The following is an 18,593-nucleotide window of genomic DNA, read 5'->3' as shown; positions in this document are numbered from 1 at the left end:
GACAGCGACGCAAGCCGGGCGTCAGGTGAACTGCCAGCAGGATGCATTCCCGGGTTGCGCACCGGCCGAAAACTGGCTATTGGGACGGCTTCGCAACGCCATCGATGGAGGCGACCATGTTTACGTCTGCGCGCTTCCCGGGTTCGATACGCGATATTTGACGCGCGTCCCGGGATTCAAACCCCGGGTGAAATATCCAAATCCTCAACGCGATCGAATCTTGGCGGCGGACCTCTGAGTCCGCGCTGCGGAATTGTTGTCATGACCTCGAATCTGTTGCTGGCCCCTCGCCGGGAGGCCGCGCGCTCCGACCTGCTTGAACGTCGGCTCCGGAGATATCATCCCCGGTTCCAGGGAGAGGTGCGTGTTCTGGCAATGCGGCACTCGCGCATTGCGGACCTTGCCGCGAGCTTTCCCGCGCTTCTCTTCGCGCTGGCCGTCCCGCGGCCCGGGCTCGATCCCGCGCCGGCGCTCGCGCACGTCGTCGATGGCGTCGGTCTAGCTGAGGCGGCGGTGGCGGCCGATGTGCCGATGTGGCTGCGAAAGGTGCCGCCGGAGGCGCTCACGCGTCCGATCCGGAGATTGCCTGACGGCGAGCTGTTTCGCCGGCAGATCGCAAACCATTTTCCGCGCTCGCCCAAACTCGCCCCGATTTGGCTGCAGGTCGTGGCTGATGTTGCCGATCTCGCGCATGAGGCGGCGGCGGTGTGGATCGCGCGCGAGCTTGTCCGCGAGCAGCGGCGTGTGAATCCGGCCCGATTGCGGTTGATCAGTCTCTGGTCATGGTTTTCCGGCCAGCCGGCAACGTACGGGCACGGGCTGATCGGCAAGCCGTGGACGCCGGACATGCGCATCGGTCCGGCCCTTGCGGCTGCTGACAACTGGCGAATGCTCATCGCATTGCAGGTGAATCTCGGTCGCCTGCCAATCAGCGACATGTGGCTCCGGACTGGTCGCGTGGCCGGTTATGATTTCCTGCCCTTGGACACCATCGTCGCTATCGCCGAAGAAGCGGACGCCATGCGGAATTGCCTGCACACCTATGGCTACAACCTGGCGCATAATCGCTCGCGGCTCTGGAGCGTTCGGCGCGATGGGGAGCGCGTTGCCACGCTGCGCGTTGCTTCGCGTTATCGCGATCCGCTGCCGAATATCGTCGAGCTCAAAGCCGCTGGGAACGCAGAGGTGCCGCGCGAGCTGTGGTGGGCGGCGCGCCAGTGGCTGCACATGCATGACCTGTCGCATGTCAACATGGGGTGGCGTGACTGGGGCACGGCGCCGCTCGACCGCGCCGCTTGGCAATCGCTCTGGCGACCATATTGGATCGCGAAGCGCCGTATCCCGGAATGGCTGCCGATGGCACCATCGCGCAGCGCGCTTGAAGCGTTGTGAATTCGAGCGCGCAATTGCCGGTTGCCCGCCGAATCGCAGTTCCTTGGCCCGAACGGAGCGTGCATGCGCGGACGTGCCGGCCACCAGTTGGCCTGGTGCGCGAGCGCAGGTTCTCACTCGAGGCCGGCGAGAAGGGAGTTGATGAACGGCGCCTTGTCCGCAAGATACTGGTGAATGCCGTCGGCATTTTCCCGTTCGAGGGCGAGCTTCAATTCCTGATACCTCAACCGATCGGCCGGATGCCGGCGAAGATGGTCCCGGAATTTCAGCATTCGCGCGATGGCCGGATGGCCTTCGCGGCAAACGTGGAGCTTGTGCGTGCGGACGTCGCCGACATCCCGTTTGAAGAAATGGTGGCCTTGCGAAAGGTCGCCGCCGCGCCGGTAGCCAAGCTCTTCAAATGCCCGGATCCACTCCTCGGGAACGCTGCCGGATGTGACCACGGCCAGGATGTCGATCTCAGGTTTCGCCGCCAATCCCGTCACGGCGGTGCTGCCGACGTGATGGATCTCCTGCAATACCGATCCGAAGGTCGGAGACAAACGCTCAGCTTCCTCCGCATAGCGTTGCGGCCACTCGGGATCGTAGGGTGTGATCGAACTCGTAAGGGGCATGGGAAAGCCAGGCCGCGGCGTACCCGCTTATCTCAGATTGAATTATCGGAAACTCAGAGCGCGGGGCGTGGCGCTCATTTGATACCCACGAGAACAGCGTCCCAAACCCTATGGATCGAGTTCGGTATCCCAATAAAGATAATCCAGCCAGCTATCGTGCAGATAGTTCGGCGGGAACAGGCGTCCATTGCGGTGCAGTTGATGCACGGTCGGCGCGAACGGGTGCTGGCGCGGGAACATCCGGGCCTGCTGCGGCGTCAGATTGCCCTTGCGCAGATTGCAGGGCGAGCAGGCCGCGACGACGTTCTCCCAGGTGGTCTGGCCGCCCTTGCTGCGCGGGATGATGTGATCGAAGGTGAGGTCGTCATGCGCCAGGCAATATTGGCAGCTGAAGCGATCGCGCAGGAAGACGTTGAACCGGGTGAAGGCGGGATGCGTGGTCGGCTTGACGAAGGATTTGAGCGACACCACGCTCGGCAGCTGGATCTCGAAGCTCGGGCTGTGCACCGCGCGGTCGTAATGCTCGACGATGTTGACGCGGTCGAGGAACACCGCCTTGATCGCGTCCTGCCACGACCAGAGAGACAGCGGGTAGTAACTCAGCGGCCGGAAATCCGCGTTCAGCACGAGTACCGGCCAACCGCCTTGCGAGACGTGTGCGTTCAAGAAACGCTCCTGACTCCCATGTTAGCTGCGAAGCAGCATGCGCCCTGCATACTACAGGCAGCGTGACGGGATTGTGAAGAGCGTTCCGGGCCTTATCCAGCATACGCCGCCCCCGAATCGCCATGGTTCCGTGGGCCTTCGAGGCACCTCCATGGGCGGGTATCCGCGGTCAATCCATCGTGATCGGGCGCGCCGAGCCCCGAGCCGCGCGGCCGGTCCTAAACCTTCTCAAGCTTCTGCAGGCAGCGGCCGACGCCGACCTCCGATGGCATCGGCGTGTCCGGAAAGCTGGTCTTCCAGTTGGTGACGCCGACTTCGCCGACATAGATGTCGCCTCTGGAATCCAGCGCCAGGCCATGGGGTGCGAGGAATTTGCCGGTCTCGATCCCCGGGCCGTCCTCGCCGCCGAGCCGGGCGATCCGCTGGCCTTTGGCGTCGACGATGGAGAGGCGCGGCCCGAGATTCGGTACGTTCAGGTTGACCGGCATGCCGGGGCCGAGCTCGCCGACGATGAAATGCGGTTGCTTGCCGCCGCAGCAATGCAGTGCGCAGGGCCTGTGCAAATTGTTCCACTGGGTCTCGTATTTGCCGTTGCCGTCGAACACCTGCACGCGATGGTTCTCGCGGTCGGCGACATAGACGAAGCCGTCAACGTCGGTAGCGATATTGTGGACGATGTTGAACTGGCCGGGATCGGAGCCTGGCTCGCCCCAGGTCTTCAGCAGCTTGCCGTCGGGCGTGTACTTATGGACGCAGGAATTGCCGTAACCGTCCGAGACATAGATCTCACCCTTCGGCGACAGTGCCGTATGGGTGCACCGATGGAACGGCTCACCGCTCATATACGGTTTTGGCCGGTTCGGGATTCCGATCGTCAGCAGCACCTTGCCGTCGACCGAGCACTTGCGCACGGTGTGGTCGCCGTCATCGGTGCAATAGAGATTGTCGTCGGCGTCGATGTGCAGGCCATGGGCGCGGTTGAACAGGCCTTCGCCCCAACTCCTGAGGAAATTCCCCTCGCGGTCCAGCACCACCATCGGGTGGGCGCCGCGGTTGAAGACGTAGATGCGGTCGCGGCTGTCGACCGCGACGGAAGCGACGTCGGAGAGGCTCCAGCCATCGGGCAGCTTCGCCCAGTTCTCCACCACGCGATAACGATGCTCACCGGAGCCCAGAATGGACGGCATGTCGTCTCTCCCTTTAAGTCGTCATTCCCCGATGCGCAATTGCGCATCTGAGGGCTCGCGAAGCGAGAGCCCAAAATCCATAACCACGATAATGAGTTGATTGATTCACGAAGCGGCCGCCGCCCTGGCCCCGCGCGGCAGCAACCCCTCCTCGATCGCCTTGATCTGCAAGGCGAGATGCTTCGATCCGATGCGGCATTGCGCGAGGCCGCCGGCGATGAACCACAGGCCGGGCTGACCGGTGCGGGTGTACATGTTGCGCAGCTCCTGGCCGTCGCCAAAGCCCCAGATGGTGCCGACACGGTTCATGGCGGCTTCGCCGAACAACAGCCGCACCAGCTCTTCCTGCCGCTTGTAGCCGGTCGCCAGCACGACCAGATCGGCGGCGATGGTCTCGCCGTCCTTCATGTCAGCGCCATCCGCGACAAAGCCCTCGACCTCGGCGAATTGCTTCAGAGCGATATCGCCTTTGACGATCAAATCGGAGCAGCCGACGTTGAAGTAATAACCGCCGCCGCGGGTGAGGTACTTGAACTGCCAGCCGGTGTTGTCCTCGCCGAAATCGAGCTTGAAGCCCGCGCGTTCCAATCCGTCGAGCAGATCCTTGTCGAGCTCCTTCGACTTCGCACAGGTCAGCGCGTGGCTCTTCCGCGCGACTTGCAACGGCATCGAGGTCGCGATCAGATCGTTGTCCTCGAGCGTGCCCTCATTGTAGGGCGCGTACACCAGCTGCGCCGAGGGCTCGATGCTGACGACCAGCGTCGATGAGCGCTGAAACAGCGTCACCTCGGCGCCGCTCGAATGCAGGTCCTGCGCGATGTCATGGCCGCTGTTGCCGGTGCCGATCACGATCGCGCGCTTGCCCTTCCAGTTCTCGCCGTCGTCGTATTGGCTGGAATGCATCACGGTGCCGCGAAAATCCTTCAGGCCGGCAATGTCGGGTCGGCTCGGAATGCCGCTGACGCCGGTCGCCAGCACGACATGGCGCGGATGCATGGTGCGCTTGCTGCCGTCGGCGCAGCGCAGCGTCACGGTCCATCGCTGATCCTTCTCATCGTAGCTGCCGCCCTCGAACTCGGTCTCGGTCCAGAAGTTCAGCTCCATCGCCTCGACATAGGCCTCGAACCAGTTGGCGAGCTTGTCCTTGGGAATGTAAGTCGGCCAGTTCGGCGGGAACAGCATGTAGGGCAGGTGATTGACCTGGACTTGATTATGCAGTGTCAGCGCGTGGTAGCGCTTGCGCCAATTGTCGCCGATGCGCTTCTCGCGATCGACGATCAGCGTATCGACATTTAATTGCTTCAGCCGCGCGGCGATCGAGAGGCCGGATTGTCCGCCGCCGATCACGAGCACGGTCGGATCGTGTTCGGCATAGCCGGCGGAAGCCTTGCGCAGGTCGAGCCAGTTGGGGCCGCGGAAATCGCGCGAATAGGCGTTGCCGCGCGGCCGGGCGACGCCGACCTGCTCCTCAAAGCCCTTGAGCTCGCCAAGCTCGGTCAGCAGCGTCCAGGCCTTCAGGACATTGCCGGCATCCGGGATCAGCCGGATGATGCCACTGCCGCGTCCGACCCTGGTCTCGAACTTGAAGATCGCCTCGATCGTGTTGGTGCCGGCGCGCATCACCTTGCGCGGGGCGGCGCGGTTGAGATCCACCGCAAATCCAACAGGGCCGGCGGTGGGCGCGTGAAGCGCGAGCTCGTCCAGGATGGCGTCCGCGCCGTTGACGGTCTGGATGTTCCAGCTCAACGCCAGCACGTCGCGCCAATGGCTGTCGGCATGAAACAGCGTCTTCAGCAGGCCGCTATCGGATTTCGCCAGCGCCTCTTCGAACTGCGCCAGCCAGTTGTCGGCGGCTACCGAAATGTCGTCCGTCTTGTCGAGCATGCGCGTTTCTCGTCACCGGCCGTCTGTGCGGCGTTTTCCCTGTTCCTGCGAGCCTATACCCATTCGGGAGACTGCAGGAAGGGCGTGAGGAGATAGCGGACATTCGCTAAAGAGCGAGGATATGCCCCTGGTCCGGCGGCACACGGCCGTTGAGGGTGTCGAGATAGACCTGTTGAACCGCCGCCGGTCCGCGGCCTTCGGTCACGGTGAGCCACCCGTCCAGCATCGGCGCAAAACCCGACCATGCCGCGCTGAACCGCGTGCCGACGGCGCCCGAGCCCCATTCCTTGGCGCGTTTGCGAATCTGGATGGGCGCGGAGTACCAGGTTGGCTTGGCACCGGGCAATTCCGGCTCGTCGGGCGACGAACTGCGATGGGTAAGTCCGATGCGTCCGGAATATTTCATCTGGTCGCCGAAATGATTGTGCAGCGTCGCGCGCAATTCGCTGTTCCCCGCCATGTCCACAAACGCGACAGGTGAATCCGGTGGCAACGATGTCACGGCGTCATAGGTCACGACCTCGTCGTAACAGCCGAGCGATCTTACGAAGTCGACATTGGGTGCCGAGGTGAGCCCGATCACCTTGATTCCGTTGCGCCTTGTGTGCAGCAGGTGCGCAAGCCCGAACGCGGTCTTGCTGGAGGCCGAGGAGAGCATCACGCTCTGCGCGCCGAAGAAGTCATTCTCGGCGAGGAAATCATCGACCAGAAAGGACAGCATGAACAGCGGTCGTAGCAGCGCCTGAAAATCGCCCTGACGTCCGGCGAAGGAGGGATCGCCGCTGACGCGGGCATAGGCGTTGTAGACCGGCGCCACGCCCTGCCGATGCGGGGCGGCATCGCGCAGGCCGTGCTTGCTGACGTCAGCCGCTTCGATCACCACGTGCGTCGCCATCGGGAAATAGCCGAACAGGCGTTCGCCCTCGCCAATATCAGGATGCTTCGACGCGATCACGTCGCCGAATCCCCACACCGGAATATTGCCGAAACCCTTTGGCGCAGGAAACAGCTGCCAGTAATTGAACTGGTCGCCAAGCACGGCGTAGGTGATGTTGTTGGCGGTAAAGGCGAAGCTGACAACTTTGACCAGCAGCGCCTCACCCGGCAATGTGCCCGCGTCGGGTAGCTCTGTCTCGATCACTTTGTATTGCTGCAGATCATGGCGGGCGACGATAAAATCGGTGGCATGCATGTGTCAGGTCCCTACGCTTGATATGCCCTGATCCTTGCGCTCTCCGATGCCCCTTTTGCAACAGCAAGTATGTTCAACAAGGACGTTTAAAACACTGTCCGTTTGAAACGCCGTTTGCTTTTCTGCCCCGCCGTCACGTGGCCGCGCGCAGGCGGCCTTCAGCATGCAGGTCGCGCAGTTTACGTTTAAAAATCTTGCCGGTGGCTTCGCGCGGCATTGCGTCCAGGAACTGGATGTCCTTTGGCACCTTGAAATTGGCGAGACGTGCGCGCAGGAATTCCTGCACCGCCGCGGGCGAGAGCGCGGCATTGGTCTCGGGCTCGATGCAGGCAAACAGCCGCTCGCCGAACTCGTCGTCGGGAACGCCGAACACTGCGCAGTCGCGCACGCCCTCCATGCCGATCAGCGCATTCTCGATTTCGGCGGGATAAATGTTGACGCCGCCCGAGATCACCATGTCGCGCTTGCGGTCGCACAGGAACAGATAGCCGTCCGCGTCGAGATAGCCGACGTCGCCGACGCTGACGAGGCCGTCGCGTCCGGCCTCGGCGCGCGCCTCGGCCTTGCCGTGGTAATCGAAATCCGGAACGGATGTCTGCCGCATGAAGATTTCGCCGGGCTCGCCGATGTCGCATCGCGTGCCGTCAGGCCGAAAGATTTTGACGATGCCGCCCTCGATGGTCCGTCCGACAGTGCCGGGCTTTGCCAGAGCCTCCTCGGACGAATGCCAAACCGGGATGCCGGTTTCGGTCGATCCCAGATATTCGTTGATGACGAGTCCCCACCATTCGATCATCGCGCGCTTGACCTCGATCGGACAGGGGGCCGCACCGTGGATGACGAAGCGCAACGAGGAGACGTCGTAACGACGCCTGACCTCCTTCGGCAACCGCAGCAGGCGGACGAACATGGTCGGCACCGCATGCATGTGGGTGATGCGGTGCTCCTGGACGAGCCGCAGCAAGTCCTCGGGATCGAAGCGCGGTTCGAGCACGATCTTGCAGCCGCTGCGGAACGCCAGCATGCCGTAGGAGTTCGGCGCCGAATGATACATCGGTCCGTTCATCAGGATCACCTGATCCTCGTTCGGCTTGATCCCATAGGCGATACCGCCGACCCGCGCCGAGGCCGCCTGCTGCTCAGGGGCCATCGGCTTGCGCCGGACGCCCTTGGGCAGGCCTGTGGTGCCCGATGTATAGAACATCGGCGCGCTGCCGATCGGCGGCTCCTGCGAAGGAGTGTGGCCGTCGCGCCAGACGTCCCAGTCGGTCATGCCATCAGGGACTTGCGTCAGCGCGGGCGCAACATTGAACGCCGCAGCGATCTCCGGCGGGGTGGTTACGATCAACAGCTTGATATGGGCTGGTAGCCCGTCCCTGATCTGCGGTAACAGGTCCGCGTGGCAGACCAGAATCTCGGCGCCGCTGTCGGCCAGGATGTATGCGACCTCCTCGGCCTTCAGATGCCAGTTGATCGGCACCACCGGGCTGCCGAGCGCTGCGGCTGCGCCGGTAACTTCGAACAACGCAAAATCATTGCGTAGCATCATCGCGACCGGCGTGCCGCCGCCAAGGCCGAGGTTTTGAAGCCCCGTAGCCGCACGCGCGATGCGGGCATGGATATCCGGATAGCTGATGCTGCGTTCGCCGCCGATGATCACGTTCGCAACTCCCTATCGGTCGTCCAGAATTTCGCCGAAACCGACCCAGCTCTTGCCGTCGAACCGCCGCAGCCGCAACTGCTGGAACGGCAGATAATCCTCGGCATCGGTCGACACCGTTATATCAGGCAACAGCAGCGGCAGCGAAACCTGGCGCAGCGAGGCGGCCTGCCGCATGATATTCTCCCGGCTGAGATCGTCCTTGCACGCCGCCAGCACCTTCGTCATCAGGTTGGCATAATGATAGCCCGCCGCGTAATTCGAATTGTTGAGGTCGGCGTTCGGCAGATACTGCTTCATGAACGCGAAATACTCCTTCACGCCGGCATCATTGGCCCATTGCGCGTCCATCGTGTCCTTCTGGTTGCTCGACGAGATCAACCCGACCGCGTTCTCCAGTCCGCCGGGCTCCAGGAACGAGATCGATGACGCCGATGTCGGCACGAACAACAGGTCCGGCTTCCAGTTCAGTTCGGCAACGCCCTTGATCATCTGGGAGGTAAACTTCCCGAGCACGACGCCGAACATCACGTTGGCGCCGGAGGCTTTCAGCGTCGCGAGCTGCGAAGCGATGGTCGGCGCACTGGTCTCATAGCTCGCCTCGGAGACGATCATGTTCGCGGCCTTGTCTCCCAGCGCGCGCTTGAAGCCCGCGACATAGTCGCGGCCGAAATCGTCGTTTTGCGCCAGGATGGCGATCTTCGCGTCCGGCTTGGTCTGCAGGATGTACTTGGCATAGACGACGCCCTCGGACTGATAGGTCGCCATGCCCGGCATGGTCCACGGGTAATGCTTCGGGTCGGCCCATTTGGTGGCGCCGCTCAGCACGAACAGTTGCGGGACCTTCTTGTTGTTGAGGTAGCGGTGCACGGCGTTGTTGGTCGCGGTGCCCAGCGAGCCGAACATGACCAGCACTTCCTCCTGCTCGACCAGCTTTCGGGTCTGCTCGACGGTCTTGGGCGGCGAGTAGGCATCGTCGAGGGTGATGAACTTGACCTTGCGGCCGTTGATGCCGCCCTCCGCGTTGACCTTCTCGAAATAGGCCTCCTGCGCCCGGCCGATAACGCCGAAGCCGGATACCGGCCCGCTATAGGGCAGCGTCTGGCCGATGCGGATTTCGCCCTTGTCGTCGGCGGCGCCGGCTGCGGTCGCCAACAATGCGAACACCATGCTCAATGCAGTGCGTGATACGCTCATCGTTCCCATCCCTCTGTTTTGATTATTGTAGTATCCGGAGGCGCGCCGCTTAAGCGCGCGCCCTTCTCAGAAAGTCGCTGCCGGCGTCGTCGAATTCGGCCTTCAGGCGCGCGACGAGTTCGGCGACCGGCGGCGCGTCGTTGATCTGACCGATGCCCTGGCCCGAGCCCCAGATGTCGCGCCACGCCTTCGACTTGGTGTTGCCGCCGGAGCCGAAATTCATCTTGGTCTTGTCGGCGACCGGCAGATTGTCGGGATCGAGGCCTGCGGCCACGATCGAGGGGCCGAGATAATTGCCGTGCACGCCGGTGAACAGGTTCGAATAGACGATGTCATGGGCGGCGTGCTCGGTCAGCGCCTTCTTGTAGGCGAGGTCGGCATTGGCCTCTTCGGTGGCGATGAAGCGCGTGCCCATGTAGGCAAGGTCGGCGCCGAGGGCGAGTGCGGAGGCAATGCTCCAGCCGTCGGAGATCGCGCCCGACAGCAGGATGGTGCCCTTGAACCATTGCTTGACCTCGCGCAGCAGCGCGAACGGCGACAGCGTTCCGGCATGCCCGCCGGCGCCGGCGCAAACCAGAATGAGGCCGTCAACGCCCTGTTCGGCGGCTTTCCGCGCGTGCTTGACGTTGATCACGTCGTGGAACACGACACCGCCATAGGAATGCGCGGCCTCCACGATCTCCAGCGGCGGCCGCAGCGAAGTGATGATGATCGGAACCTGGTGCTTGACGCAGGTCTCCATGTCTTTCATCAGCCGGTCGTTCGAAGCGTGGCAGATCTGGTTGACCGCATAGGGCGCGACCTTCTTCTCCGGGTGCAGCGCCTTGTATTCGCCGAGTTCGTCCTCGATCCGGCTGAGCCACTCGCCGAGCTTCTCGACCGGCCGCGCGTTCAGCGCTGGAAACGATCCGACGATGCCGGCCTTGCACTGGGCGATCACGAGTTCCGGCCCGGATACGATGAACAGCGGCGAGCCGACCACGGCCAGTTCAAGCGAATTGGCAAGCGACGGGGGCAACGGCATTCGATCCTCCCTTTGGGTTTCGAGGCCGGCGAGCGGTTCCGCTCCAGCCGGCTTGCTTATGCGCTGCATTATAGGGCTGGACGGGTCGTCTCCGACGTTCAATATTGAACAGATGACCATTCAGTAATGAACATATGGGCCTGATCGCCGATGGACTGGGACCTGTGCAAGACCTTTGTGGCGGTGGCCGAAACCCGCAGCTTCGCCGCGGCGGCGCGCCAGCTTCGTTCCAGTCATCCGACGGTCGGCCGCAAGATCGCCGAACTGGAAGGCCAGCTCGGCATACCCCTGTTCGCGCGCTCCAACGAAGGCCTGTCGCTGACCTCGCAGGGCCGCAAATTCCGTGAGCATGTTGACGCCATGGCGGCGGCCGCGCTGCGCGCCGAGGCCGCGGTGTCCGCGACAGGTTCGGACGCCCGCGGCGTGGTCAAGCTCTCGATCGGCGCGACCTTTGCCTCGCACTGGCTGATGCCGCGGCTGGGCCCGTTCCTGCGCGCGCATGACCACATCCAGATCGAGATCATCACCCATCCCTTTCCGGCCAGCGTCCGCCGCCGCGAGGCTGATGTCGTGCTGCGTCCGGTGGATAGCGGCGAAGAGAATTTGATCGGCCGCAGGATCGGCCGGCTCGGCACCGGCTTCTACGCCTCGCGTGCCTATGCGGCAGGGCGGCGGCTGCCGGAGCGGCGCGACGAGTGGAAGGGGCACAGCGTGATCGGTTTTGCCGACCGGGCCTCGAACGAACGGCTGGCGCGCTGGAGCGATCTCATCACCCGGCAAGGAACGGTGGTGCTGCGCTGCTCGTCGCAGGGCGACATGCTGGCCGCGGCGAAGGCCGGCCTCGGCATCTCGGCGCTGTCATGCTTCGTCGCCGCCAATGATCCCGATCTGGTGCGTGTCGCCCCGCAAAAGCTCGTCAGCGTGGCCGATCTCTTTCTGCTGGCGCATCCGGATCTCGTCGAGCTTCCCGCGGTGCGCGCGGTGATCGACTTCGTCACGGCATGCGCGCGCGAGGACCGGGTCAGGCTGCGTGGGTGAGGCGCAATCCGGCGTCCAGCACGGTCTCCGTTCCCCGGATGCTGCGCAGCGCGTCGCGCTTGCGACGTGGTGCGCTGCTGATCCGGGGTCCACGGGTGAGGTGGGTCCCGGCTCTGCGGAGCAGCGTTTCACGCTGCTCCGCGTCCGGGACACGGATCTATTTAGCAATCACGCCCTCGCGCTTCTTCACGACGCGATAGTAGCTCCACCACAGATGCGCTGCGGCACCGCGCAGCGGACGCCAGGGCTCCGCCAGCGGGGCCATCTGCTTGGCGGTCGGACGCGTTTGCAGGCCGAGCCCGACCTTGATCGCTTCCTGGATCGCGATATCGCCGGCCGGCCAGGCGTCGCCATGGCCGAGGCAGAACAGCAGATAGACGTCGGCGGTCCACGGGCCGATGCCGTGCAGCGCGGTCAACGTATGGTGTGCGGCGTCGGCGTCCTCTTCCGCCAGCACGTCGAGGTTCAATCGCTCCGCGGCCAGTTCGCGCGCGATGTTCTTCAGCGTCTTGATCTTGGCCGCCGAAAGGCCGAGCCGTCCGAGCCGGTCGGCGCGCGCCTTGCGGATGGGCTCGGGATCGAACGGATCGAACGCGGCGGTGAGGCGTCCCCAGATCGCCCCGGCGCTCGCGGTGGAAAGTTGCTGACCGCACACGATATGCGCCAGCCCGGCAAAGCCCGGCTCGCGCTGGCGCAGCGCCGGCATGCCCGTGAGCTCGAGAATCGGTTTGAGTCGCTTGTCCTTAACGACGAGGGCCGCAATCGCGTCTTCGAGGTCGGCCTGGGAGTTGAGGTGAATGGTCATTGCCCGTTAAAACCATCATGTCCCGCGAAAGAGATCAATGCCGCCACCTGTGTTCCGATTTGCGCCAAGCCCCAATGGCTACCTCCATCTCGGCCACGCTTTTTCGGCGCTGTTGAATTTCGAGCTGGCGCGCGAAAGCGGTGGAAGATTCCTACTGCGCATCGAGGATATCGACGCGACGCGGTGCCGGCCGGAATTCGAGGCCGCGATCTATGATGACCTCGAATGGCTCGGCATTGGCTGGGAGACGCCGGTGCGGCGGCAGTCCGAACATCTTTCCGACTTTCGCGCAGCGGTGGAAAAACTGTCGGGCCGCGGCCTGATCTATCCCGCCTTCGAGAGCCGCGCGGAAATCGCCCGTCTGGTGGCCGACCGGGAAGCCGCCGCGAAAACCGGAGCGTCCTGGCCGCGTGATCCCGATGGCGCGCCGCTCTATCCCGGCGCCGCGAAGTCGTTGCCCGCGCCGGCGCGGCGGCGATTGATCGACCAGGGCCTGCCTTACGCGTTGCGGCTCGATATGGCGGCGGCCATGGCCCAAGCGCCCGATCTGACCTGGATCGAGCACGGCGAGGGCGCTGGCGGCGAAACCGGCCTCGTGGCCGCCCGGCCGGAAGCCTGGGGCGACGTCGTCCTGGCGCGCAAGGAGACGCCGACCAGCTATCATCTGTCGGTTGTGATCGACGACGCCCTGCAGGGCGTCACCGACGTGGTGCGCGGCCAGGACCTGTTCTGGTCGACCAGCGTGCACCGGCTGCTGCAATCGCTGCTTGGTATTCCACAACCGGCCTACCGGCATCACCGGCTGGTCCTCGACGACGCCGGGCAGAAACTGTCGAAGTCGACCGAGGCCACCGCCTTGCGCGAATTGCGTGGGCAGGGCGCCACGCCGGCCGACATCCGCCGTCTGGTCGGACTTCCGTAATTACTGAGGGTTGCCCCAAAGGCCATCGTGACTCCGGCCGCCGTGGCATGCCATGCTTGGTTCCAGGATGGGTCAGGGGATCATGGCGGCATCACCGCGTTCACGGCGTACAACACGGCTGACCAAGAAGCAGCCGAAGAAGCGCGTATCGCGCGTTGCCGCGAAGAAACGTGGTTCGCGGAAAGCTGTGGCCGGGCCCGGCGTGGTCGAAGTGGCATTGGCGGCCTTTGCCCACGAGGTGCGCACGCCGCTGACCGGCATTCTCGCGATCAGCAACCTGCTCGCCACCTCCGACCTCGACGAGCGCGAACGGCGCTGGGTCGACACCATCAAGGCCGGCGCGGAACATCTGGCGAGCCTTGCGACCTTGTTCGTCGATGCCGCGCGCAGCAGCGGTCCCGGGCTCACCGTGCGCCACGATTTCTTCGATCTGCGCACGCTGGCGCGCAACGCCGGCGATTCGCTGACCGGGCGGGCGGCGGCGAAGGGTCTGCAGTCGTCGGTCGAGATTTCTGAAAAGCTGCCGGCATTCGCGGTCGGCGATCCCGTAAGGCTGCGGGCGGCGCTGGAGAACTTGATCGACAATGCGGTGAAATTCACCGAACAGGGCAGCGTCACGCTTGTTGTGTCGCCGCTGCGTGCGCCGAGGGGCAAAATCGGCGTCGCCTTTGCGGTTTCCGACAGCGGCATCGGCCTCACGCTCAGCGAGATCAAGCGCCTGTTCCGCCCGTTCTCGCAAGCCAATGTCTCGATCGCCTCAAAGTTCGGCGGCACCGGGCTTGGGCTGTCGTCGGTCAAGCAACTCGCGCGCGCCATGGGCGGCGACATCGTGGTGACGCAACGGCGCGGCGGCGGCACCACCTTCACGCTCAGCGTCGTGATGGCGCCGGCCAAGGGTCCGATTACGATCATCACGGGGGCCGACGGCGAGCCGTCGACCGGGGCGTTGCGGTCCCTGCACCTGCTCAGCGTCGAGGACAATCCGTTCGGCCGCGTCGTGCTGAACGCCATCCTGACCGAACTCGGCCACCAGACCGAGTTCATCGGCCAGGGCGAGGCTGCGCCGGAGCGGATTGCGCAGGGCAGTTTCGACGCGGTGCTGATGGATATGGTGCTGCCGGGCATCGACGGCATCGAGGCTATCAGGCGCATTCGGGCGCTCGCTCCGCCGCTCGGCCGCATCGCCATCATCTGCGTGTCTGGGCGCGGCGAGGACGAGGCGGCCTCGCGCGCTGCCGGGGCCGACGCCTTCCTGGTCAAGCCCGTCAGTCCACGTGCGCTAGCGACTGCGCTGCTTGAAGCGACACGCCGTGCGGCAGCCGCGACTTGATGATCGCTGCGTTGAGTTCACCGCCGTAAACGAAGATCGCGGCGATGAAATACAGGAACACCAGCGCGATGATGACGGATGCCAGTCCCGCATACATCGTCACGTAGTTGCCGGCGAATCGCGTCAGATACTGGCCGAACACGATGCCCGACAGCAGCGACGCAACCAAAGTAAAGATAATACCGGGCAGGATCTGCAGAAAGCCCCGGCGACCCGCCGGCAGCCAGGCGTGCAGGATGAAGAGGGCGATGATCAGCGCGCCGATGGTGATGCTGTAGCGGGTGACGTTGAGGAAGTGTTCGTTGGTTTCGACGAAGAAGGGAATGTGGCGCCGCGCCGCCTCCAGCATCAGGGGAAACAGCACGATCAGGAACGCCATCGCCAGCGCGGTGAAGGCGGCGACCAGCGTGTAGCCGATCGATTCCAGCCGCAGCCAGTACCAGCTTCGCGGCTCGATCACCGAATAGGCGCGGTTCAGCGCCACCCGCAGCGCCTCGACGCCGTTCGAGGCGAAGTACACCGCCAGCACCGCGCCGATGGTCAGCAAGTCGCCGCGGGTCGTGGTCAGCACGTCGTGAATTTCGCCTGAAAGCGAATCGGCGACCTGCTGCGGCCACACCTGCAACAGCAGTTCAACGGACTGGTCGGCAAGTTCCTTGGAGCCGACAAAAGCGGCCAGCGAGGTCAGCACGATCAGGAACGGAAACAGCGCCATCAGCGTCGACAGCGCGATATGGCTGGCGATCGCCCAGCCGTCATCGGCGAGGAACGTATAAAATGCATCCATCACGACGTGATAGACGTACTTGACCTGCCTCACATGCCACCCTGGCCTTGCGATTGACGGTTCGATCGGAACATCACCCTAGCTTCTGATATTATTGGGCTAAAAGCCAGATCGATCAGGCATCTGTGCAGGCTCTGTCAACATATGGCGGCCGGCCCGGCACGGTGTTATGTAGCGCCGATGGCTTCCTTTTTTGGTTCGATTGTTCTGCCCATCGCGGTCGCTGCCGTTGCGATCGTGCTGCTATTGGGTCTCATCAACATGATGCGGGGCGGCTCGCCCAGTCGCTCGCAGAATCTGATGCGGCTGCGGGTGTTGCTGCAATTCATCGCCATTGTCATCACGATGGCCGTGGTCTGGGCGATGGGCAAATAGGGTAAGTAAGAGGGGACCCGCCAATGGTCGTGCTTAATCGAATCTACACGCGGACCGGCGATGACGGCACCACCGCGCTCGGCAGTGGCGAACGCCGCCCGAAATATGATCTGCGCATCAGCGCCTATGGAACCGTGGACGAGACCAACGCCGCGATCGGCGTGGTGCGGCTGCATCTGGCGCAGGCGCGCGAACTCGATGCGATGCTGGGCCTGATCCAGAACGACCTGTTCGATCTCGGCGCCGATCTGGCGGTACCCCAGCGCGACGGCAAGGCGGAGCGGCTGCGCATGCTGTCCAGCCAGGTCGAGCGGCTCGAGCGTGATATCGATACGCTCAACGCCCATCTGGCGCCCCTGACCTCCTTTGTGCTGCCCGGCGGCACCCCCGCTGCGGCATACCTGCATCTCGCCCGCACCATATGTCGCAGAGCGGAACGGATCATGGTGGAACTGGCGGCCAGCCCGGAAGAGCCGGTCAGCGAGCCTGCCATACAATATATGAACCGCCTGTCGGATTTCCTGTTCGTCGCCAGCCGCGCCATGAACGATAATGGCGCCGGGGACGTGTTGTGGGTGCCCGGCCAGAACCGCTAAAGTGGTCGTCTGAAGGGGGCGATTTTTGGCTTTCGCGCGTTGACCGCCGATAGCGGGACCTTTAGGTTCCGCGCCCAAGCTAATAGAGAGCTCACTAAACCCCAGAATTCAAGCGAAAGAGGATCGATGAAGGTTCTTGTGCCGGTAAAACGGGTGGTCGATTACAACGTCAAGGTCCGCGTCAAGAGCGACGGAACGGGCGTGGAACTCGCCAACGTGAAGATGTCGATGAATCCGTTCGACGAAATCGCCGTCGAGGAAGCGCTGCGACTGAAGGAAGCCGGTAAGGCGACCGAAGTGGTGGTGGTATCGATCGGGCCCGCACAGGCCTCGGAGACGATCCGGACCGGTCTTGCGATGGGCGCCGACCGCGGCATTCTCGTCAAGGCCGAAGGCAATGTCGAACCGCTGGCGGTCGCCAAGATTCTCAAAGCCATCGTCGACGAAGAGAAGCCCGGCCTCGTCATCCTCGGCAAGCAGGCGATCGACGACGATTCGAACCAGACCGGCCAGATGCTGGCCGCACTGCTCGGCTGGTCGCAGGCGACCTTTGCCTCCAAGCTCGAAGTCGACGGCTCCGATTTCAAGGTGACGCGCGAAGTCGACGGCGGCCTGCAAACCCTCAAGCTGAAGGGACCGGCCATCGTCACCACCGATCTCCGCCTCAACGAGCCGCGCTACGCCTCGCTGCCCAACATCATGAAGGCGAAGAAGAAGCCGATCGCCGACAAGAGCGCGGCCGACTACAGCGTCGATCTCACGCCGCATCTCGAAGTGCTGAAAACCACCGAACCGCCGGGCCGCAAGGGAGGCGTCAAGGTCAAGGACGTCGCCGAACTGATTTCGAAGCTCAAGACCGAAGCCGGGGTTCTCTGATGACCACGCTGTTGATTGCTGAACACGACCACGAGGCCCTCAAGGACTCCACCAACAAGGCGCTGACCGCGGCCACCCAGCTGGGTGCCGAGGTTCACGTGCTGGTCGCCGGTGGCGGCCAGGGCACCAAGGCTGCGGCCGAGGCGGCGGCGAAGCTCGCCGGCGTCACCAAGGTGCTGGTTGCCGAGGGCGACGCCTATGCCCACGACCTTGCCGAGCCGCTGGCCGCGCTGATCGTGGCGCTGGCGCCGTCCTACGACGCCTTCGTCGCGCCCGCGACTTCGCGCTTCAAGAACGTGATGCCGCGCGTCGCCGCCTTGCTCGACGTGATGCAGGTGTCCGAAATCATCAAGGTGGTCTCGCCGGATACGTTCGAGCGGCCGATCTATGCCGGCAACGCGATCCAGACCGTGAAGTCCAAGGACGCCAAGAAGGTCATCACGGTGCGGACCTCGACCTTCGCCGCGGCAGGTGACGGCGGCAGTGCTGCGATCGAGAACGCCGCCTCCGCGGTCGATCCGGGCCTCTCCACGTTCGTCGGTGAGGAGGTCGCGAAAAGCGACCGTCCCGAACTGACCTCCGCAAAAATCATCGTCTCTGGCGGCCGTGCCATGCAGAGCCGCGAGAACTTTGCCAAGTACATCGAGCCGCTCGCCGACAAGCTGGGCGCCGGCGTCGGCGCCTCGCGCGCCGCCGTCGATGCCGGCTACGCGCCGAACGACTGGCAGGTCGGCCAGACCGGCAAAGTGGTGGCGCCGGAGCTCTATGTCGCGATCGGCATTTCCGGCGCGATCCAGCATCTCGCCGGCATGAAGGATTCCAAGGTGATCGTTGCGATCAACAAGGATGAGGACGCGCCGATTTTCCAGGTTGCCGATTACGGCCTGGTTGCGGATTTGTACCAGGCGGTTCCGGAATTGACCGAGGCGCTCGGCAAGCTCGGAAAATAACGGCAGTCAAACAGCGGCCGGACGCGTAAGCTCCGGCCGGTGTTAATCTAGGGACAGCGTTTTCAAGCGAAGTGGCTACCGGGTTCGCTTGAAGAAAA

Annotated in this window: 18 protein-coding genes; 8 read left to right on the top strand and 10 right to left on the bottom strand. The window is 63.8% G+C overall.

The window, feature by feature from the left end; translation table 11 throughout:
- The first annotated feature begins 261 nt into the window (after positions 1-261).
- Entirely contained in the window at positions 262-1,392 is a 1,131-nt protein-coding gene (locus tag JQ641_RS02010) for a hypothetical protein (protein ID WP_211994156.1), read from the top strand.
- A gap of 113 nt (positions 1,393-1,505) precedes the next feature.
- Here the strand turns inward: JQ641_RS02010 and JQ641_RS02005 are convergent, their stop codons facing one another.
- The 8 genes from JQ641_RS02005 to JQ641_RS01970 all read right to left on the bottom strand — a co-directional run bounded on the left by JQ641_RS02005 (position 1,506) and on the right by JQ641_RS01970 (position 10,816).
- A complete protein-coding gene (locus JQ641_RS02005) occupies positions 1,506-2,006 on the bottom strand; it encodes a GrpB family protein (protein ID WP_211994155.1) in 501 nt (166 codons plus the stop codon).
- A 108-nt stretch (positions 2,007-2,114) separates the two neighbouring features.
- Positions 2,115-2,672, bottom strand: a complete 558-nt coding sequence (locus JQ641_RS02000) for an HNH endonuclease (protein WP_211994154.1) — start codon at positions 2,670-2,672, stop codon at positions 2,115-2,117.
- A 218-nt stretch (positions 2,673-2,890) separates the two neighbouring features.
- The gene (locus JQ641_RS01995) at positions 2,891-3,859 is read right to left on the bottom strand and encodes a peptidyl-alpha-hydroxyglycine alpha-amidating lyase family protein (RefSeq protein ID WP_211994153.1); all 969 of its coding nucleotides are present in this window, start codon (positions 3,857-3,859) and stop codon (positions 2,891-2,893) included.
- 105 nt (positions 3,860-3,964) lie between these two features.
- Entirely contained in the window at positions 3,965-5,743 is a 1,779-nt protein-coding gene (locus JQ641_RS01990) for a flavin-containing monooxygenase (RefSeq protein ID WP_211994152.1), read from the bottom strand.
- A 106-nt stretch (positions 5,744-5,849) separates the two neighbouring features.
- Positions 5,850-6,935 (bottom strand): DUF2855 family protein, encoded by a 1,086-nt coding sequence (locus tag JQ641_RS01985; RefSeq protein ID WP_211994151.1) that lies wholly within the window; start codon positions 6,933-6,935, stop codon positions 5,850-5,852.
- 133 nt (positions 6,936-7,068) lie between these two features.
- Positions 7,069-8,595 (bottom strand): acyl-CoA synthetase, encoded by a 1,527-nt coding sequence (locus JQ641_RS01980; protein WP_211994150.1) that lies wholly within the window; start codon positions 8,593-8,595, stop codon positions 7,069-7,071.
- Between the two features lie 12 nt (positions 8,596-8,607).
- Positions 8,608-9,765, bottom strand: coding sequence for an ABC transporter substrate-binding protein (locus JQ641_RS01975; protein WP_249150164.1), 1,158 nt, complete (start codon positions 9,763-9,765; stop codon positions 8,608-8,610).
- Between the two features lie 76 nt (positions 9,766-9,841).
- Entirely contained in the window at positions 9,842-10,816 is a 975-nt protein-coding gene (locus JQ641_RS01970) for an NAD(P)H-dependent flavin oxidoreductase (RefSeq protein WP_211994148.1), read from the bottom strand.
- Between the two features lie 150 nt (positions 10,817-10,966).
- On the opposite strand from JQ641_RS01970, the gene JQ641_RS01965 reads away from it, so the two are divergent.
- Positions 10,967-11,854, top strand: coding sequence for a LysR family transcriptional regulator (locus tag JQ641_RS01965; RefSeq protein WP_211994147.1), 888 nt, complete (start codon positions 10,967-10,969; stop codon positions 11,852-11,854).
- Positions 11,855-12,011: 157 nt separating this feature from the next.
- Here JQ641_RS01965 and JQ641_RS01960 read toward each other — a convergent pair whose 3' ends face one another.
- On the bottom strand, positions 12,012-12,659 hold the full coding sequence (locus JQ641_RS01960; protein ID WP_211994146.1) for a DNA-3-methyladenine glycosylase family protein: 648 nt from the start codon (positions 12,657-12,659) through the stop codon (positions 12,012-12,014).
- Positions 12,660-12,696: 37 nt separating this feature from the next.
- Between JQ641_RS01960 and gluQRS the strand changes: the two genes are divergently transcribed.
- Together gluQRS and JQ641_RS01950 are read left to right on the top strand one after the other, a co-directional pair.
- Positions 12,697-13,581, top strand: coding sequence for a tRNA glutamyl-Q(34) synthetase GluQRS (gluQRS, locus tag JQ641_RS01955; RefSeq protein WP_211994145.1), 885 nt, complete (start codon positions 12,697-12,699; stop codon positions 13,579-13,581).
- 82 nt (positions 13,582-13,663) lie between these two features.
- On the top strand, positions 13,664-14,911 hold the full coding sequence (locus JQ641_RS01950; RefSeq protein WP_211994144.1) for an ATP-binding protein: 1,248 nt from the start codon (positions 13,664-13,666) through the stop codon (positions 14,909-14,911).
- Here JQ641_RS01950 and JQ641_RS01945 read toward each other — a convergent pair.
- Positions 14,847-15,698, bottom strand: a complete 852-nt coding sequence (locus JQ641_RS01945; RefSeq protein ID WP_211994278.1) for a YihY/virulence factor BrkB family protein — start codon at positions 15,696-15,698, stop codon at positions 14,847-14,849. The genes JQ641_RS01950 and JQ641_RS01945 overlap by 65 nt on opposite strands.
- 180 nt (positions 15,699-15,878) lie before the next feature.
- On the opposite strand from JQ641_RS01945, the gene JQ641_RS01940 reads away from it, so the two are divergent.
- The 4 genes from JQ641_RS01940 to JQ641_RS01925 all read left to right on the top strand — a co-directional run bounded on the left by JQ641_RS01940 (position 15,879) and on the right by JQ641_RS01925 (position 18,495).
- On the top strand, positions 15,879-16,073 hold the full coding sequence (locus tag JQ641_RS01940) for a twin transmembrane helix small protein (RefSeq protein WP_192738322.1): 195 nt from the start codon (positions 15,879-15,881) through the stop codon (positions 16,071-16,073).
- A gap of 23 nt (positions 16,074-16,096) precedes the next feature.
- Entirely contained in the window at positions 16,097-16,669 is a 573-nt protein-coding gene (locus JQ641_RS01935) for a cob(I)yrinic acid a,c-diamide adenosyltransferase (RefSeq protein ID WP_192738321.1), read from the top strand.
- A 126-nt stretch (positions 16,670-16,795) separates the two neighbouring features.
- The gene (locus tag JQ641_RS01930) at positions 16,796-17,545 is read left to right on the top strand and encodes an electron transfer flavoprotein subunit beta/FixA family protein (protein WP_192738320.1); all 750 of its coding nucleotides are present in this window, start codon (positions 16,796-16,798) and stop codon (positions 17,543-17,545) included.
- On the top strand, positions 17,545-18,495 hold the full coding sequence (locus JQ641_RS01925) for an electron transfer flavoprotein subunit alpha/FixB family protein (RefSeq protein ID WP_211994143.1): 951 nt from the start codon (positions 17,545-17,547) through the stop codon (positions 18,493-18,495). The genes JQ641_RS01930 and JQ641_RS01925 overlap by 1 nt, the downstream gene beginning before the upstream one ends.
- Positions 18,496-18,593 lie beyond the last annotated feature (98 nt).

The sequence above is a fragment of the Bradyrhizobium sp. JYMT SZCCT0180 genome (genome assembly GCF_018130165.1).
In the GTDB taxonomy this organism is placed as follows: Bacteria; Pseudomonadota; Alphaproteobacteria; order Rhizobiales; family Xanthobacteraceae; genus Bradyrhizobium.
The sequence above is the reverse complement of the archived record's forward strand: the minus strand, read 5'-3'. Positions and strand labels throughout refer to the sequence as shown.

Bases quoted from the DNA above. Each gene is read 5' to 3' on its own strand.
- JQ641_RS02010 (WP_211994156.1), top strand. From the start codon at position 262: ATGACCTCGAATCTGTTGCTGGCCCCTCGCCGGGAGGCCGCGCGCTCC.
- JQ641_RS02005 (WP_211994155.1), bottom strand. From the start codon at position 2,006: ATGCCCCTTACGAGTTCGATCACACCCTACGATCCCGAGTGGCCGCAA.
- JQ641_RS01995 (WP_211994153.1), bottom strand. From the start codon at position 3,859: ATGCCGTCCATTCTGGGCTCCGGTGAGCATCGTTATCGCGTGGTGGAG.
- JQ641_RS01990 (WP_211994152.1), bottom strand. From the start codon at position 5,743: ATGCTCGACAAGACGGACGACATTTCGGTAGCCGCCGACAACTGGCTG.
- JQ641_RS01985 (WP_211994151.1), bottom strand. From the start codon at position 6,935: ATGCATGCCACCGATTTTATCGTCGCCCGCCATGATCTGCAGCAATAC.
- JQ641_RS01975 (WP_249150164.1), bottom strand. From the start codon at position 9,765: ATGGTGTTCGCATTGTTGGCGACCGCAGCCGGCGCCGCCGACGACAAG.
- JQ641_RS01970 (WP_211994148.1), bottom strand. From the start codon at position 10,816: ATGCCGTTGCCCCCGTCGCTTGCCAATTCGCTTGAACTGGCCGTGGTC.
- JQ641_RS01965 (WP_211994147.1), top strand. From the start codon at position 10,967: ATGGACTGGGACCTGTGCAAGACCTTTGTGGCGGTGGCCGAAACCCGC.
- JQ641_RS01960 (WP_211994146.1), bottom strand. From the start codon at position 12,659: ATGACCATTCACCTCAACTCCCAGGCCGACCTCGAAGACGCGATTGCG.
- gluQRS (WP_211994145.1), top strand. From the start codon at position 12,697: ATGCCGCCACCTGTGTTCCGATTTGCGCCAAGCCCCAATGGCTACCTC.
- JQ641_RS01950 (WP_211994144.1), top strand. From the start codon at position 13,664: ATGGCGGCATCACCGCGTTCACGGCGTACAACACGGCTGACCAAGAAG.
- JQ641_RS01945 (WP_211994278.1), bottom strand. From the start codon at position 15,698: ATGGATGCATTTTATACGTTCCTCGCCGATGACGGCTGGGCGATCGCC.
- JQ641_RS01940 (WP_192738322.1), top strand. From the start codon at position 15,879: ATGGCTTCCTTTTTTGGTTCGATTGTTCTGCCCATCGCGGTCGCTGCC.
- JQ641_RS01935 (WP_192738321.1), top strand. From the start codon at position 16,097: ATGGTCGTGCTTAATCGAATCTACACGCGGACCGGCGATGACGGCACC.
- JQ641_RS01930 (WP_192738320.1), top strand. From the start codon at position 16,796: ATGAAGGTTCTTGTGCCGGTAAAACGGGTGGTCGATTACAACGTCAAG.
- JQ641_RS01925 (WP_211994143.1), top strand. From the start codon at position 17,545: ATGACCACGCTGTTGATTGCTGAACACGACCACGAGGCCCTCAAGGAC.